11 protein-coding genes are annotated in these 15202 nt (G+C 71.5%); 5 read left to right on the top strand and 6 right to left on the bottom strand.

From position 1 onward, the window contains the following. Nucleotides 1–2: 2 nt before the first annotated feature. The 3 genes from H4W31_RS07030 to H4W31_RS07020 all read right to left on the bottom strand — a co-directional run bounded on the left by H4W31_RS07030 (nt 3) and on the right by H4W31_RS07020 (nt 3742). Complete coding sequence (locus tag H4W31_RS07030; RefSeq protein ID WP_192765917.1) at nt 3–1361, bottom strand: outer membrane protein assembly factor BamB family protein; 1359 nt, start codon at nt 1359–1361, stop codon at nt 3–5. Nucleotides 1362–1471: 110 nt separating this feature from the next. Beyond that, nucleotides 1472–2833, bottom strand: a complete 1362-nt coding sequence (locus H4W31_RS07025) for an outer membrane protein assembly factor BamB family protein (protein WP_192765916.1) — start codon at nt 2831–2833, stop codon at nt 1472–1474. Between the two features lie 165 nt (nt 2834–2998). Next, nucleotides 2999–3742, bottom strand: coding sequence for a PP2C family protein-serine/threonine phosphatase (locus tag H4W31_RS07020; protein WP_192765915.1), 744 nt, complete (start codon nt 3740–3742; stop codon nt 2999–3001). A 64-nt stretch (nt 3743–3806) separates the two neighbouring features. On the opposite strand from H4W31_RS07020, the gene H4W31_RS07015 reads away from it, so the two are divergent. The 4 genes from H4W31_RS07015 to H4W31_RS07000 all read left to right on the top strand — a co-directional run bounded on the left by H4W31_RS07015 (nt 3807) and on the right by H4W31_RS07000 (nt 8834). Then, complete coding sequence (locus H4W31_RS07015) at nt 3807–4832, top strand: helix-turn-helix domain-containing protein (protein WP_192765914.1); 1026 nt, start codon at nt 3807–3809, stop codon at nt 4830–4832. Between the two features lie 291 nt (nt 4833–5123). After that, on the top strand, nt 5124–6956 hold the full coding sequence (locus H4W31_RS07010; protein WP_192765913.1) for an SCO2524 family protein: 1833 nt from the start codon (nt 5124–5126) through the stop codon (nt 6954–6956). 1 nt (nt 6957) lies between these two features. Further along, nucleotides 6958–7875 (top strand): SCO2523 family variant P-loop protein, encoded by a 918-nt coding sequence (locus H4W31_RS07005; protein WP_192765912.1) that lies wholly within the window; start codon nt 6958–6960, stop codon nt 7873–7875. Next, nucleotides 7872–8834 (top strand): SCO2522 family protein, encoded by a 963-nt coding sequence (locus tag H4W31_RS07000; RefSeq protein ID WP_192765911.1) that lies wholly within the window; start codon nt 7872–7874, stop codon nt 8832–8834. Before H4W31_RS07005 ends, H4W31_RS07000 begins: the two co-directional genes overlap by 4 nt. Nucleotides 8835–8865: 31 nt before the next feature. Here H4W31_RS07000 and H4W31_RS43665 read toward each other — a convergent pair whose 3' ends face one another. Beyond that, the gene (locus tag H4W31_RS43665; protein ID WP_192765910.1) at nt 8866–13218 is read right to left on the bottom strand and encodes a HEAT repeat domain-containing protein; all 4353 of its coding nucleotides are present in this window, start codon (nt 13216–13218) and stop codon (nt 8866–8868) included. 204 nt (nt 13219–13422) lie between these two features. Between H4W31_RS43665 and H4W31_RS06990 the strand changes: the two genes are divergently transcribed. After that, nucleotides 13423–14355 carry an SCO2521 family protein gene (locus H4W31_RS06990; protein WP_192765909.1) on the top strand — a complete coding sequence of 311 codons (933 nt, stop codon included), beginning with the start codon at nt 13423–13425 and terminating at the stop codon, nt 14353–14355. Nucleotides 14356–14406: 51 nt separating this feature from the next. Here H4W31_RS06990 and H4W31_RS06985 read toward each other — a convergent pair whose 3' ends face one another. Next, nucleotides 14407–14655 carry a hypothetical protein gene (locus H4W31_RS06985; RefSeq protein WP_192765908.1) on the bottom strand — a complete coding sequence of 83 codons (249 nt, stop codon included), beginning with the start codon at nt 14653–14655 and terminating at the stop codon, nt 14407–14409. Between the two features lie 64 nt (nt 14656–14719). Then, the gene (gene mscL, locus H4W31_RS06980; protein WP_192765907.1) at nt 14720–15181 is read right to left on the bottom strand and encodes a large conductance mechanosensitive channel protein MscL; all 462 of its coding nucleotides are present in this window, start codon (nt 15179–15181) and stop codon (nt 14720–14722) included. Between the last annotated feature and the right edge of the window lie 21 nt (nt 15182–15202).

Genomic DNA, 15202 nt, shown 5'->3' with positions numbered 1-15202 from the left:
GCTCAGCGATAACGCCAGACCCGTACCTCGGCCAACTGGGTCTGACAGGCGATCACCCCGGTGGCGACCTGACAGGACGGCAGCACGTACGGCACCGGATCCAGCCGGCGTACCGCCGTCCCGTCCGGGTCGACGATGCCGAGCCAGGTCCGGATCGTGTTGCCGTTGCGGCGGAGCAGGAGCAGCGGCGAGTCGTCGACGGACTTCCGATCCTCGGTCCAGCCGGTCAGGTCGACGACGGTACGGCCGGTACCCGGATCGACGGCCCGGCGGACCTGTGGACTGTCGTCGCTCTCGACCAGGTACGACCCGTGCGCCTGCAGCCACGCCCGCTCGTTCGTCCGCCACGCGGTGACCCCGGTGGCCGGATCCACCACCTCGACCGCGTCGCCGGTCTGCATGCACAGCATCGGGCCGCACGCCGCGGTGCCCAGGTCGGCGGCGGCGACCGGACGGGTCCAGCGTCGCTGGAGGAGGTCGGCCGAGTAGCCGGTCACCTCGGCGCCGTACCGGAACACCAGGAAGCCGCCGACGAGGTCCACCTGCTGCGGAACGGCGCCGGTCCAGTCGAGCCGCTGCCGGACCGCCCCGGTGCGCAGATCACGCACCTCGATCCCACCACCCCGTTCCGGCGCCAGGACGACGGCGGGCCGGGAACCGGCGGCCGGTACCGGCATCGCACCGGCCCGCAGCGGAAGGCTCCACAGGTCCAGGCCGGTGTCCAGGTCGATCGTCCGGGCCGTCATCCCGATCGGCGGCGCGGAGTGGCGGCCGTCGGCCGACAGGTACACCACCTCCGAGTGGGACTCCAGGTCGAACGGTTCGAGCCGGGACCCCGGCGGAAACACCCGCTGGGTGATCAACGCGGTCCGCTCGCCGGGCAGCACGTCCACCAGCTTCGGAAGGGACCAGCGCGACCGGCCGGTCCGGGCGTCCAGTGCGGTGGTCCGGGCCGGGCCGGTCCGCCAGTCGCCGTCCACGACCAGCAGGACCCCGCCGGTCAGCGTCACCGCCGCGAGCCGCGCCCCGGTCGGGTACTCGGTGCTCCAGAGCTGCCGCCCCCGCTCCAGGTCGTACGCCACGACCCGCAGCCCCGCGTTGTCGGGCGTCGCCCCGGCCAGGAAGAGCCGGTCCTCGGTCAACTGGAAGTACTGGCCCGCGCCCAGCCGGGACTGGTAGATCTCCTCCAGTCGTGGCGGTGCCGGCGACCCGGCCCCACCGGTGCTGAACGCCAGTGCCCCGGCCAGCGCCAGCGCCGCCATCCGCAGCCGGCGTGCGGTGCGCGGATGGGCCGGACCGGACTCGGCCGGGAGGTGGTAGCGGTCGGTGCCGAGGTCGATCACCGCAACCGCGCCGTCCATCCGACCTCCAGCCCGACCCGCACCGATCCGTGCCGGTCGGGTTCGTGATGCCGGCCATTATTCGCCATCGGCCCCGTCCCGGTGCGGCCACGCGCCGGTCGGGGCGGCGCTCAGCGGTACCGCCAGACCCGCGTCTCGCCCAACTGGGTCCGGCAGGCGATCATCCCGGGGACCACCTGGCAGGACGAGAGCGCGTACGGCACCGGCTCCAGCGGGCGGACAGCCGTCGCGCCCAGGTCGAGAATGTCGAGCCAGGTCCTCACGGCGGCGCCGTTGCGCCGGAGCAGCAGCAGCGGGGAACCGTCGTCGAGCTGGGCCATGTCGGTCCAGTCCGACAGGTCCACCACGGTACGGCCGGTGCGCGGCTCCACCACCCGGTGCAGGCGGGGGCGGTCGTCGGTCTCGACCAGGTGGACGTCGCTCGGCCACAGGAGCAACCGCTCGGTCCTCCGCCAGGCGACGGCTCCGGTGGCCGGATCCAGCACCAGGACGCCGGTGCTGTCCTGCTGGCACAGCATCGGGCGGCAGGTGGCGACGAACCGCTCCGTTCCCTGCGGCGACGGGCGGTTCCAGCGCGGCTGGAGAAGATCCGCCGAGTACGCGCTCACGCCGGTGCTGTGCCAGACCACCGCCACGTCGCCGACCAGCCCCCCGTCGCGCGGTACGCCGCCGGTCCAGTCGAGCCGCTGCCGGACCGCTCCGGTGCGCAGGTCCCGCACCTCCATCCCGCCGTCCGGCGGCCAGCCGAGCAGGACCGTCGGCCGATCACCGGCGGCCGGAAGCGCGATCGCCTCGGTCAGCGGCGGGGTGGTCCAGAGCTGCCGACCGCTTCCCAGGTCGACCGCCCGCCCGGTCACCCCGGTCCGTGGCCTGGCGTAGACCCCGCCGGACGACGACATGTGCATGACCGTCGTGCCGGGCGGCGCGTTCTCCGCGTCGATCCGCGATCCGGGCGGGAACAGGTCCTCGACGGCCAGCGCCGTCCGCTCGCCGGGCAGGACCTCCAACGGGTACGGCACCGTCCACCGCCACGCTCCGGTGTCGGCGTCCAGCGCGGTGGTGCCGACCGGACCGTTGCGCCGGTCGCCCTCCTCGATCAGCAGGAGTCCACCCGCCAGGGTCAGCCCGAACTGCCGGTGCCCGGTCCGGTACGTACTGGTCCAGAGCTGCCGCCCCCGCCGCACCTCGTACGCGGTGACCCGACGGGTCGTATGCGGCGTGGGATCGCTCACGAACAGCCGGTCCTCGGTCAGGTGGAAGGACGTCCCGACCCGGAGCGAGACGGTCAGCAGCGGCTCCAGTCGCGGCGGTGGCGGCGCGGCGGCACCACCGGTGCCGAGCACCAGCGTTCCGACCAGCACCAGCGCCGCCGCCCGTAGTTGGCGTGCCCTGGACGGGGCGGGCGGGTCGGGTTCGGCCGAGGGGTCGTACCGGTCGGTGCCGAGGTCGATCACGGCCACCGCGTGGTCCATCCGACCTCCTATCCTGCCGGGCCCGACCGGCATCGGTCCGCCCCGCGTGATGCCGACCATTATTCGCCATCGGCGCACCCCGGCACAGCGCTCGTGCGGCAGGCCGGGCGGTCCTGCGGGGCGGTCCTGCGGGGCGGTCCTGCGGGGCGGTCCTGCGGGCGGAGCTCAGGCCGGCGGGGCCTGCTCGCCGGCGACCGGGACGACGTCGGCCACCACCAGGGTGACGTTGTCCGGGGCCCCGGCCTGGTGGGCGAGTTTGACCAACTGTTCCGCGCACTGCGCGCGGTCCGGGTACGTCTCCAGCACCTGGGCGATCGCGTCGTCGGTGACCACGTCCGAGAGCCCGTCGCTACAGATCAGCAGCCGGTCGCCCGGCTCGGCGGTCAGCACGATGGTCGCCGGTACGAGCGGGGCGCCCTGCACCGCCCGGGTGACCAGCGACCGCTGCGGATGCCGCCGCGCCTCCTCCGGAGTCAGCCCGCCCTGGTCGACGAGCGCCTGGACGAAGGTGTCGTCCCTGGTCAACTGCCGCAACTCGCCGCCACGCAGCAGATAGCCCCGGGAGTCGCCGACGTGCGCCACGGCGAGCCGCCGGCCGGCGAGCAGGATCGCCGTGGCGGTGGTGCCCATTCCCTCGTTGGCCGGATCGGCCTCGGCCACCTCGCGGATCTGGTGGTTCGCCGTTCCGATCGCGTCCAGCAGCGCGGCCAACGGCTCCCGGTCGGGGTCGGATCCCTCCACCGGGGCCAACGCGCTGATCACGATCTCGCTGGCCACCTCGCCGGCCGGCGCGCCGCCCATCCCGTCGGCGACGGCGATCAACCGGGCACCGGCGAACGCCACGTCCTCGTTGTTGGGCCGGACCAGGCCGGGGTCGGTGACGGTCAGGCTGCGCAGGATCAAGCTCATACCGTCGAGCTTGCACCGAGATCCACGGCGACGTCTCTACGCAGTACTGCGTAGGGTGAAGAGCATGATGCCGGTGTCCATGGTCGGGCGCGCCGGTGAGCTGGCCGAGTTCGCCGCCGCCTGGGCCATGGTGACCGGTGGGCGTCGCCGGGCGGGTGGAGTGGTGGTCACCGGTGCCGCCGGGGTCGGCAAGAGCCTGCTGATCGCCGCGGCACTCGACGGCCTGACACCCCGGCCGGCCACCATCCTCACCGGGACCGCCCGGGTGCACACCCCGGCGCCGTACGACTGGCTCGCGGCGGCGCTGAGTGGTCGGGACACCCGGGACCTGCCCCTGCCGCCCGACGCGCTGGCCTGGCTGGCCCAGCACCCGAACGCGCCCCGGGAACGGTACGCCCCTGACGCGCTGTTACGCCTCGCCGTCCGCACCGTACGGGCGCTGGTGGATGCCGGCCCGGCGGTGCTGGTGGTGGAGGACCTGCACGCCCTCGACCCGGCCAGCCTGAACCTCGTCGGCGAGTTGGCCGGCGCCCCCGACCTGCCGATCCTGCTGCTGGTGGCCAGTCGTCCACCCGACACGGCGGTGTCGCCCCAACTGGTCGCGGCCACCCTGGCCCGGCTCTGCGGGGCGCCGGGCGCGATCCGTCAGCATCTCGGCCCGCTGCCCCGGACGGACGTGGCCGCGGTGCTCGCGCAGGTCTATCCGGAGCGGCAGGTCTCGGCGGCCGTCGTCGAGGCGGTGTGGCGGCGTACCGGCGGCAACCCGTACCGAATGGTCGAGCTGCTGGCCGTGGAGGGCGGCGACGGGCCGGACGAGCTGATCCGGGAGCCGCTGCCCGAGCACCTGCGCCTGCCGGTCCAGCCACCGTCGGCGCCGACCGCCGAGCTGACCGGCCGGGAGATCGAGGTGCTCTCCTGCCTGGCCGCCGGGATGTCGAACAAGCAGGTGGCGCGCTCGCTGGGGATCTCGGTCCGGACGGTCACGGTGCACGTGTCGAACCTGCTGCGCAAGACCGGCTCCGCGTCGCGTACCGAGGCGGCCCTCTGGGCGGTACGGCAGCAGTTGACCGGCCCGGCGCGGCACGGGTGACCGGCCGGCGTTTCCGCACCGCTTGACGCGTACGCCATCATTGATAGACAGGCCCGGGACGCGAAGGGGGTGGTCGCGATGAAACGTCGCACCACTGTGGAAATGTCGAGCACTCCGGCGTTGACCAGCGTATTCCTCTGATTCGTGATCGTTCGCGGAGCCGGGCCGCGGTAACTGTCCGATCGCGTACCCGTCATCGGGATGATCCGTGGAAGCAGTGAGTTCCCGTGGCCCATAACATGAGTGCCGTTCGAGCTAACCGGTGAATTCGCGGATGGTGGTGCACGACAGATGAGGATTCAGCCCCGTCAGGAGCTCCTGGAGATCTGGGCCGCCACCGTCCGGTCGAGTTGGCAGGACGGAAAGTGGCAGTGGGGCGGGCGGGACGGTCCGAACTCGATCAGCGACGCCGAGCAGTTGCTCTGCCTCCTGCTGCCGGCCACCCAGGCGGACTTCGGACTGGACCGTCCGGACGAGACCGCCGACGAAATGATCAAGGTGTTGCGCCCGCTCGGCAACGCGACCCAGATTCCCCTGGTGTTGATCCAGGTGCTGACCGAGTATTACCAGCGCTACACCGACAAATCCGGGACGCCGGTCTTCTCCGGTCGGACGTATTTCCAGACCGGTGGCGCCGAGCCGACCGAACAGCAACTCGAACTGGACATCGTCGACTCGTTCGCCATGTCGATCACCCTGTCGCTGGCCGCCATCGGTTTCGCCCGGGTCTTCCGGGGCGCCGTACGCCGCGAGGAGATCCTCCGGGAGATCGCCGACCTCGAGTCGATGGCGAACATCCGGCTCACCGCGGCAATGGTCGGCCTGCTGCGCAGCTTCGCGGTCAACGTCTTCGACGTGGACTCCGACGAGGGGCAGGCGCTCTGCCGCACCCTCAACCAGTCCAACCTGCCGCAGCGGCAGATCGTGGCGCAGCTCCGCCGGAAACTGCGGGAGACCATCGCCAGCTTCCGCGAGGTCCTGATCGGTTCCGGCCAGGTCGCCGACCTGGACAGCGCCAACCGGCTCTTCGAGTGCGGCTGGTCCTGGGGCATCGTCCGGGACGCGCCGGAGGTCGAGACGACCGAGCCGATCGGCCGGCAACCGGCCGGAGTGGCGCCGGAGGAGCCGTACCTCTACTTCACGGTGATCGCGATCGACGCGATCGAGGAGCTCTTCACCGAGCGGACCCGGATCCTGGGCCTGCTCAACGACGAGCAGCAGCGACTGGCCCGAGCCCTGCAACTGCGGTGGGACCTGACCCGTGGCTACTGGGCCACCGTGGCCACCTTCGGCGACGGCCACCGCTGGCCGTTGGAGGACATCCCCTGGCGCACCACCGACCGCGAGGCCTCCGACTACTACACGCTGCTGGTGACCTCGCTGGCGGTCAAGGGCCTGGTACTCGAACGGGGTGCGGACGCCGAACTCAGCCGGGTCGGCTCGGTCCTCGAGGAACTGGCCAACCGGGCCCGGATCACCCGCCGACCGTTCGACCAGGATCCCGCGCTCGCGCTGCACGCGCCCGGCGTACAGGTGACGTTGCAGAACAGCGACCAGCTCGGCGGCCCGGTGATGCGCTGGACGGTCAGCGAGTTCTCCGCGCTGCTGCTGCAACGCACCGCGTACATCGGCGGGCTGTTCAGCGAGGCCGACCAGCGGGCCAAGATGCTGGACCTGGCCGACCGGGTCTGGGACCACCTGGTGCTGCGCCGTCTCGACCGCGGCAACGCGCGCAGTCTCTGGGACCAGCCGGCGCGGGCGTTCGGACAGTTCGAGGACTACTACGACGCCCCCTCCTGGTACTACACCGAACGGGTGGTGCAGTCCCTGGTCACCACGGTGAAGATCCTGCGGCGACCGCCGCTGCGCAGTGAACGGCTCACCATGCACGCGCTGGACCTGCTCAACGAGGCCGAACACCTCTACGATGTGGAACTGTTGAGCGGTACGGCGGAAGCGGGACCGAGGATGCAGCAGACCCTGCAGATCGTCCGGGTCAACCTGCGGCGGGCCAGGGAGATCGTGCACGAACGGCCCGGCACCGCCGCCGCGCTCGCCAGTTCGGTGCTGCGGAGCCTCGACGAACTGAACGCGGCCCGTCGGGACGTTTCGGAGGCAGGCTGAGATGCTGATCTTCGCGGCGTCCGACAAGGGCGGCACCGGCCGTTCGGTGACCAGCAGCAACATGCTCTACCGGAGCGCGTTGCAGGGCACCGACGTGTGCTACCTCGACTTCGACTTCGGCTCGCCGACCGCCGGTGCCATCTTCAACCTCGACTCCGTGGTGCACGGCACCCGCCGGGGTGGCCTGCACGAATACCTGGACGGGGCACTGGCCGAGCCGCAACGGATCGAGGTGTGGACCGAGTCGGACCGGCCGAGCCTGCGCAACCGGCCACCGGGGGCGGGCCGACTGGTACTGCTGCCCGGCAGCATCGGCGGTGGCGAGTTCCCCACCTCCCGGGAACTCGTCGAACGCTGCGCCCGGCTCTTCCTCCGGCTGGAGGAGGAGTTCGACCTCAGCCTGATCGACCTGAGCGCGGGCCGCTCGTACGCCACCCAGATGGTGCTGGCCGCCACCGCGATGCCCGAGCTTCGATCGGTACGGTCCCGGTGGCTGGTGTTCCACCGGTGGACCCGGCAGCACGTGCTCGCCGCCTCCGGCCTGGTGTACGGCACCCGCGGCATCCTCGACGCCGGCACCCGGGCCGGGCACGACCACGACGACATGATGAACCGGCTCCGGTTCGTCCGTACCGCCGTCGTCGATCCCGACTCGCCGGAGTTGGAGGGGTTGCAGCCGGCGCAGGTGGCCTGGCTCCGGGAGTGCAACCAGGACCTGCTCGAACTGGCCAGCAACAACCGGGTCGGCCGGACCATGCTGCTCGGATCGGTGCCGCTCGACCCGGTGTTGCAATGGCGTGAGCAGCTCATCTCCGACAACGACGTGTACGCGCGCAGGATCGCCAACCTGGAGACCGTGGAGGCCTTCTCGGCACTGGCGAAGCTCATCGTCGACGACGCGGCCTGGGAGATGCTGTGAGTAGACCCGACGTGACATTCGAGGAGACGGCGGCCAGACGCAGCGTCGAGTCGGTCCCGCTCGCGCATCTCTCCGTCGAGCTGGGACACCTCTACATCGAGGAGTTCGCCGGCGGCATCGAGCAGCTCCGTCGGCACTTCGCCCGGGTCGCGCCGTGGGCCGCGGCGGCCCGGCAGGCCTGCGTCGACCGGATGCCGGCCGCCCGTCCCCGGATCAGCACCTGCTTCCTCATCGACGACTACTTCACCCGGTTCAGCACCCCCCGGGTGGTGATGGAGCAGGTGCGGGAGGCGGCCCAGGACACCGGGCTGGTGATCGACTACTTCGCCCGCGAGGCCGGTTGCGCCCAGGCCGACGACATTCCGCTCGCGGAGCTGGTGCTCACCCAACTCGTCTCCGACCCGGTTCCGGAAACGACCGGTGACCGCCCGCCGACCTCGGAGACCGGCTGGCTCTGCAACGGCCGGCGGTCCCCGGTCTTCCGGCCGGAACAGGCGATGAGCGCCGTCCGGGAGTGGCAGCCGCCGATGCAGAACGCGGCGAACCGGCACTCGATCTTCGTGGACGTCGAGCTGTGGGACTACGAGGAGGACGGGCGGCGGCGCTGGTCCTGCCCGTTCCTGGCGGCGGTCTGGCAACTCATGCGGATGGGCCTGCTCCGGCACGAGGGCGAAGGGGTGACCAACCCGTACCAGCTCGACGACTGGCCGGACGACTGGGACGAGATGCCGGCGGTGGTGAAGCTCAACCCGCACGCCGCGCCGTTCAGCGCGTACCGCACCTTCTCGGTGCTCGGCTCGCGTTTCCTGCCCATCGAGCACGCGGTCCGGACGATCCTCAGTCAGGTCTCGATCAGCCCCGCCGTGCTGGACCAGATCCAGACCCGGAGCCGGAACGAGCACATCGACCTGCCCAAGGACCTGGTCGAGCGCTCCGAGTACGTCTTCGTCAGCGAATAACCCGTCCCGCCGGTCGGAAGGGCTCCGCTCCTCACACGTCCGGCAGATGGTCGGGATCCGCCCCCGGTAGCCAGGTGAGGGCCTGGCCGGCGCGGCGCCGGAACTCGGGATCCGGGTCGGTCCGGGCGAGTTCGGCCAGCAGCGCGCGGGTCTGACCGTCGTCGCCGAAGTGGGTGCCCAGGGCCAGCACGGTGGCCGCCCGGACCGACCAGTCCTGGTCGCGGAGCCGTTCGATGAACAGGGTACGGATCTCCGGATGTTCGGCGAGGCGTTCACCGAGAACCCGGAGCACCTCCCGCCGGACCTGTACGTCGGGATCGTTGCCGGCCCGGTCGATCAGCAGCTCCCGTACGGTCCGGTCGGCGCCGAAGTACTCGCCGAGGATGCGTACGGCCACGGCGCGGATCTGCGGGTCCTCGCCGGTGGCGCGGGTCATCAGGACCTCGCACTGCTCGACGTCGGTGCCGAGCCGGGCGGCGAGTTCGACGGCCGCCTCGTGCACCAGTTCGGCGTCCGGGTCGACCCGGATCCGCTCCAGGAGGGCCTCCCGGACGTCGGCGTCGATGCCGAACCGCTGGATCAGCAGCCGGGCGGCGGCGAGCCGGACCCGGGCGTTGATGTCGCCGCGTACCCGGCCGGCGAGCAGCTCGTGGACGTCGTCCCGGGACCCGTTCCGGCCGATCACGGCGGTCGCGGCGAGGGCGAAGACGGCGGCGTCGGGGTCCCGGTGCGCCCGGTCCAGCAGAACCCGGTGGACGTCGTCGGTGAACTGGGGATCCCGGGTGAGCGCCTTCAGGGCGGCGAGCCGGATCTCGGCGTCGTCGTCGATGCTGGCCCGTTCGGTGACGACCTCCCGGATCGCGGGGTCACGCCGGGCGGTGTCGGCGAGCGCGTTGACGGCGGCGAGGCGTACGGCGGCGTGCGGGTCGTCCCGGGCGAGCCCGGCGAGCACGTCGGAGACCGCCGCGTCCACCCCGACCTGTTCGATCAGGGCCTTCGCGGCGATCAGGCGTACCCGGGCGTCGTTGTCGCCGAGGGCGAGTTCACCCAGCGCGGTCCCGACGGCGGGGTCGGCGCCGACCTGCTCGGTGAGGGCTTCCGCGGCGAGCAACCGTACGTCGGCGTCCCGGTCCTGCCGGGCGGCGGTGATGAGCAGGTTGGTGAAGGCGGCGTCCCGGTCGAAGGTGTCGATGAGGATCTTGAGTGCGGTGCGCCGGGCGATCTCGTCGGCGTCGCCGCTGGTGCGGCTGACCAGCAGATCCCGGATGGTGGTGTCGGGGCCGTACCGGTCGATCAGTGCCTGGGCGGCGGCGCGGAGCACCCCGGGGTCGCGGTCGGCCCGGACCCGGTCGATGAGCAGCGCCCGGACCTTGGTGTCGGCGGCGAGCCGGTCACCGAGGACCCGGACCGAGGTACGTCGGGTGACCGGATCGGTGTCGTCGCGGGCGCGTTCGATCAGCAGGTCACGGACCTGCCGGGTGGCGGCGAAGCGTTCGACCAGGACGTGTGCGGCGGTTCGGGTCACCTCGGCGTCGTGGTCGGTACGCAGGCACTCGACCAGGACGTCCCGGAGCTCGGAGTCGCCGCCGTACCGGTCGCCGAGGGTCTGGATGGCCGTCCGGCGCACACTCGCGTGCTCGTCGGCGCGGGCACGTTCCCGGAGCAGTTCGCGGACGTGGGGTTCGTCGCGGAAGCGTTCCCCGAGGGCCTGGACGGCGGCGAGGCGTACTCCGGCGTACCCGTCGGCGCGGACCCGCTCGATCAGCAGGTCCCGGGCCTCCGGGTCGGTGCCGAAGCGTTCGCCGAGGGCCTGGACGGCGGCGAGGCGTACCCCGGCGTGGTTGTCGTCCCGGGCCCGTTTGATCAGGCGGGTCCGGGCCCGGGCGGCGGCGGCCTGGTGGGCGGGACTGTCGACGGTGTTGGTGGCGAGCTGGGCGACCTCGGCGAGCCCCGCCACCGAGGCGTACGAGGCGGGGCTGTCGTCCATCGTGCCGAGGACCTCGTCGAAGAGGTCGTCGATCCGTTCGGCCGGGGTGGAGAGCATCGCGGCGAGCCGGGCGGCGTGGGTGGAGACGGGGCTCCAGACGACCCGGACGCCCCGGCGGCGGTACCAGGAGAGGTAGACCGTCCGACCGGGCCAGTTCGGGCCGATCGCCTTGGCGGCGGGCAGGATCTCCTCCTCGATCAGCCGGGCGGTCTCCCGGTCGTCGATCGAGACGCAGTGTTCGAGCAGCAGGATGAGCTGCCGCAGCAGCGTCTCGGCGGGCCGGGCGACCGCGTCGTGCAGGTTGCGGACCTCGGCGAGGCACTGCACGGCGAGGGCGAGGTTCCACGGCGGCGGGGCGAAGTCGGCCGGCGGCCAGGGCTGGTTGACCTCGGTGGTCAGCAGCTGGATGAGCTGCGCGGTGTGGTTCTGGTGCAGGGCACCGGCGAGCAGCCGGAGCACCTCCCGCCAGGACAGGTCGGCCCAGTGCCGGCGGAACAGTTCCTTGAGTTCGCCCACCGAGAGGACCTGGTCGTGCTGGAACTTCGCCAGGATCGCGTCGGCGCAGAAGAACTCCAGGAAGGTGCGGTGCACGAAGCCGTAGACGTGCGGGCCGTACCGGCTGAGGATGAAGTTGCGTTCCCGGAACTGGTCGATCATCGCCAGGGCGATGGTCCGGGCGGACGCGGCGTCGCGGCGGTACCGCTCGACCAGGTACTGCTCGAAGACCTCGCTCAGCTCCACCCGGTCGATGTAGTTCACGGTCAGGCCCCGCTCGACCGACTGCATCCGGTACGCCAGCCGGCGGAGCAGCTCCTTCTTGTCCTCGGTGTCGAGGAAGCCGGCGACCGGGGCCTGCTCCCGCAGGTGCCGGTCGACGTCCCACTGCTGCACCAGGACGGTCGCCGCGTGGTCGTACAGCCGCCACCGTTCCCGGGGCAGGGCCTGGTGCTTGCCGATGATCGCCAGGATCGTCAGCAGCAGCGGGTTGCCGGCCAGTTCCCGGATCGCGTGTGAGTGCCGCATCGCGTCCAGCAGCCGGGCCCGCTGCGCGTGGGCCGCGTCTGCCCGGTCCCGGATCGCCAGCCGGTACCAGCTCGACAGGAACTCCGACGTCTGGTCCTCGTCCAGGTCCTGAAGGGTGAAGTGGGTGAATCCGACGCCGGTCAGGATGCGCCGGGAGTAGCCGATGATCCGGGAGGTGACGATCATCCGTACCTGCGGATGGGTGGCCGCGAAGCCGGCGATCTGCCGGGCCACCTCCTCCCGCCGGTGCCGGTCGAAGACCTCGTCGAGCCCGTCCAGGATCACCACCGCCCGGCCGCCCGTGCCGAGGTGCCGTTGCAGGGCGGTCCGCTCGATGCCGAGCCCGTCGGTGTTGGCCCGGTGGTCCAGGTAGTCGACGAAGCTCTCGCACTTGCCCTCGGCGGCCAGGGTGATGAAGGAGCGCAGCTCGATCAGCAGCGGCAGGTGGTCGGTCAGCACCGCCAGCCGGTCGTCGGTCGGGCCGCCGGTGAGGCTCAGGGCGACGTAGCGGGCGGCGGTGGACTTGCCGGAGCCGGGGTCGCCGAGCAGTACGATCGCCCGCTGGTCCGGTGCCCCGAGTACGTCGAACAGCCGCTGCAACGGCTTCGCCCGGTACGACTCGTGCAGGTGCACCAGCTCCTGCGGGTCCACCTCCTCGGGTACGTCCTCGGTGCCGATGTGCCCCTCGGACTGCATCCGGCGCAGCCATTCCCGGGGCAGTTCGGCCGGGGGCGGGTCCTCGCGTACCCACTGTTCGACGAAGACCGACATCAGCTGGATCCGCAGGTAGTCCTCGGTCTGCTCCGGGGTGAGCGCGTCCAGGTCCAGCACCCCGTAGTGCTGGCGAAGGCGTAGGCAGTACTGCTTGAGGACGTCCCGGCTCAACGCCTGCGTACCGCCGGCCGGCAGGCCCGACTCGGTCAGCCGGTTCGCCACCGCCGCCGTCACCATCGCGGCGAGGTCCGCCGGGTCCCGGAACGTGCCGCACATGTGCCGGTCGCCCAACTCGGCCCGGAGCGATTCGATCTTCTCCGCCGCCGGGCCCCGGTCGACGAAGTTGCGCGGCCAGGGCGCCTCCTCGTCGAGCAGGAAGATCAGGCAGGGTTTGCCGGCGGTCAGCGCCTCCCGGTATTCGAGCTCGGTGATCGACCGGTCGTACCCGTCGGGAACGAAGCCGTAGCGCCAGGCGAAGATTCCGATGTAGATGTCGCAGTCGGCGACGTCCGCCAGACAGCGTTCCAGCGGTCGTCGGTCCTCGGCCACGTACGACTCCATGGCCACGTCCTCGACCCGCAACCGGCGCAGCGCGAGTTGGACCGCTGCGCGGCACTCCTGCAGATCCCGGAAAGTGGCCGAGACGTAGACCTTGGTCACGGCGGCTCCTTGGGGCGGCGGAAGCGGCGCGTGACGCAACCGTATCAATAGGACCCAAGGCGCCAGCCCAGCCGATCAGTCCAGCACCGGACATCCGCCCGGCGTGACGTTTGCGGGATCGGACCATGATGAAATGCGATGGACCGATCGGCGCGTCCACCGAGACGTCGGTCGGGGCGACGCACGAGGTTGCGGAGGAGCGCCATGTTGACCTTGGGCGAGGTGCACACCGGACTCTTGCAGAACTCCGGCTCGCTCTCCCTGGAGCACACCACCGGGCTGCTGGACCTCCTGGTCGGCCAACGGGTACGCCGGTCCGAGCGGCCGATCGCGTACGTCGTGTCGCCGGACCAGCTCACCGGGGTCGACTGCCGGTTGCCGAGCGGCTCCGGCCGGAGCTCCCGGGGCGTGGGCACCGTCGTCTCGCACGCCGCGATGACCGGCGGTCACGTGCTACAGGGCTCCACGTACACCCAACTCGACCGGGCCGTCAGCAACCGCCGGCTGGTCTGGTCGCACTACCTGTCCCGGCCCGGCTGGGTCGAGACGATCGGCAAGATCGACGTCCGGGACGTGTCCCGGGGCTTCCTCGGCCCCACCTACCAACCGCAGACGCTCAACCTCGGCGCGATCAGTGCCCGGCTGATGGACGCCGTACAGAGTTCGGCGCGGCTGGACCGGCAACCCCCGTTCCGGACCAAGCGGACCCGACTGCGCTGGTCGGTCATCCCGGCGGCGGAGGACTCGACCGAGGCCCGGGGCACCTTCCGGGTCGAGTCCGACACGCTGCGGACCCTGGAGCTGACGGCACCGCAGCACGACGTACCCGCGCTGGTCGAACTCTGCGAGGACCTCGCGCTGCACGACTGGCTGCTCACCACGCTGCTGTCGCTGATGGAGACCAGCCTGACCGGATCCGGCACCCGGGCCCAGAAGATCGACCGGCTCCGCCCGGCGATCGACTGCCTGCTGCACCTGTGGATGCCGGCCGCCCGCCTCGACGAGTCGGTGCTGCCGGTATGGCGCGCCCTCGAACACCGGCCCGGGTTCACCCGGCAGTGGCAGGCATCGGTCACCCGGATCCGCGACCAGGTCACGCTCAGCACCATCGCGCTGCTCGAAGCGCCGACCCGCTGACCGACCCGCTGAGCCGCGCGGCCACCTCGGGTAACCGCGCGGCCGACGTCGTCAGCCGGCGGGCCAACCGGCGCCGGGCGGCCGGGCGGAGAGTTCCCGCCAGGTGTCCGGCCCGACCAACAGGGCGCGGACCCGCTCGTACGCCTCGTCCTCGCTGTCGAACTCGTAGAACCGGGAGAGCCCCTCGGCCCCACCGGCGCGCTGCTCTACGTGCCACTGGTCGGCATCGGTACGGAGGTAGACATCGCGCCGCGCCAGGCGCCCCCACTTGCCGTTCCACCAGTGCTTTCGTTGTTCCATGCGGGGACCTTATCGAACGTACGTTCGAGAAGATCGCCGGGTGGTGGAATCCGTTGGCCCGAGGTCAGCGGCGGGGCTGGGTCGGCGGGTACTCCCGGCCGGTCAGCTCCTCCAGCGCACCGCGCTGCTGCCCCGGCGCCCGGCCGGCGGCGACCAGCGCGTCGCGGATCTCGGTGAGCAGCTTGATCTCCTCGCTCGGCGCGGCCGGCGGAGGCTCCTCGCCCCGCCGACGCCGCTCCGCGAGCTTGTTCATCGGAAAGACCACCAGGAAGTAGACGACCGCCGCGGTCATCAGGAAGGTGATGACGGCGTTGATGAAGCCGGCCCAGTCGACGTAGACGTCGTTGGTCAGCCTCCAGGCGCCCGCGTTGAGGCCCTTGCCGCCGCCGATGAGGCTGATCAGCGGTTTCAGGAACGATGTGGTGAATGCCGTGACCAGGCCGGTGAAGGCCGCGCCGATGACCACACCGACGGCGAGGTCAACGACGTTGCCCCGCATGATGAAGTCTTTGAAGCCCTTGAGCATTCGCGCCTCCGGTAGGTTGCC

It is taken from the genome of Plantactinospora soyae (genome assembly GCF_014874095.1).
Taxonomy (GTDB): domain Bacteria; phylum Actinomycetota; class Actinomycetes; order Mycobacteriales; family Micromonosporaceae; genus Plantactinospora; species Plantactinospora soyae.
The sequence above is the reverse complement of the archived record's forward strand: the minus strand, read 5'-3'. Positions and strand labels throughout refer to the sequence as shown.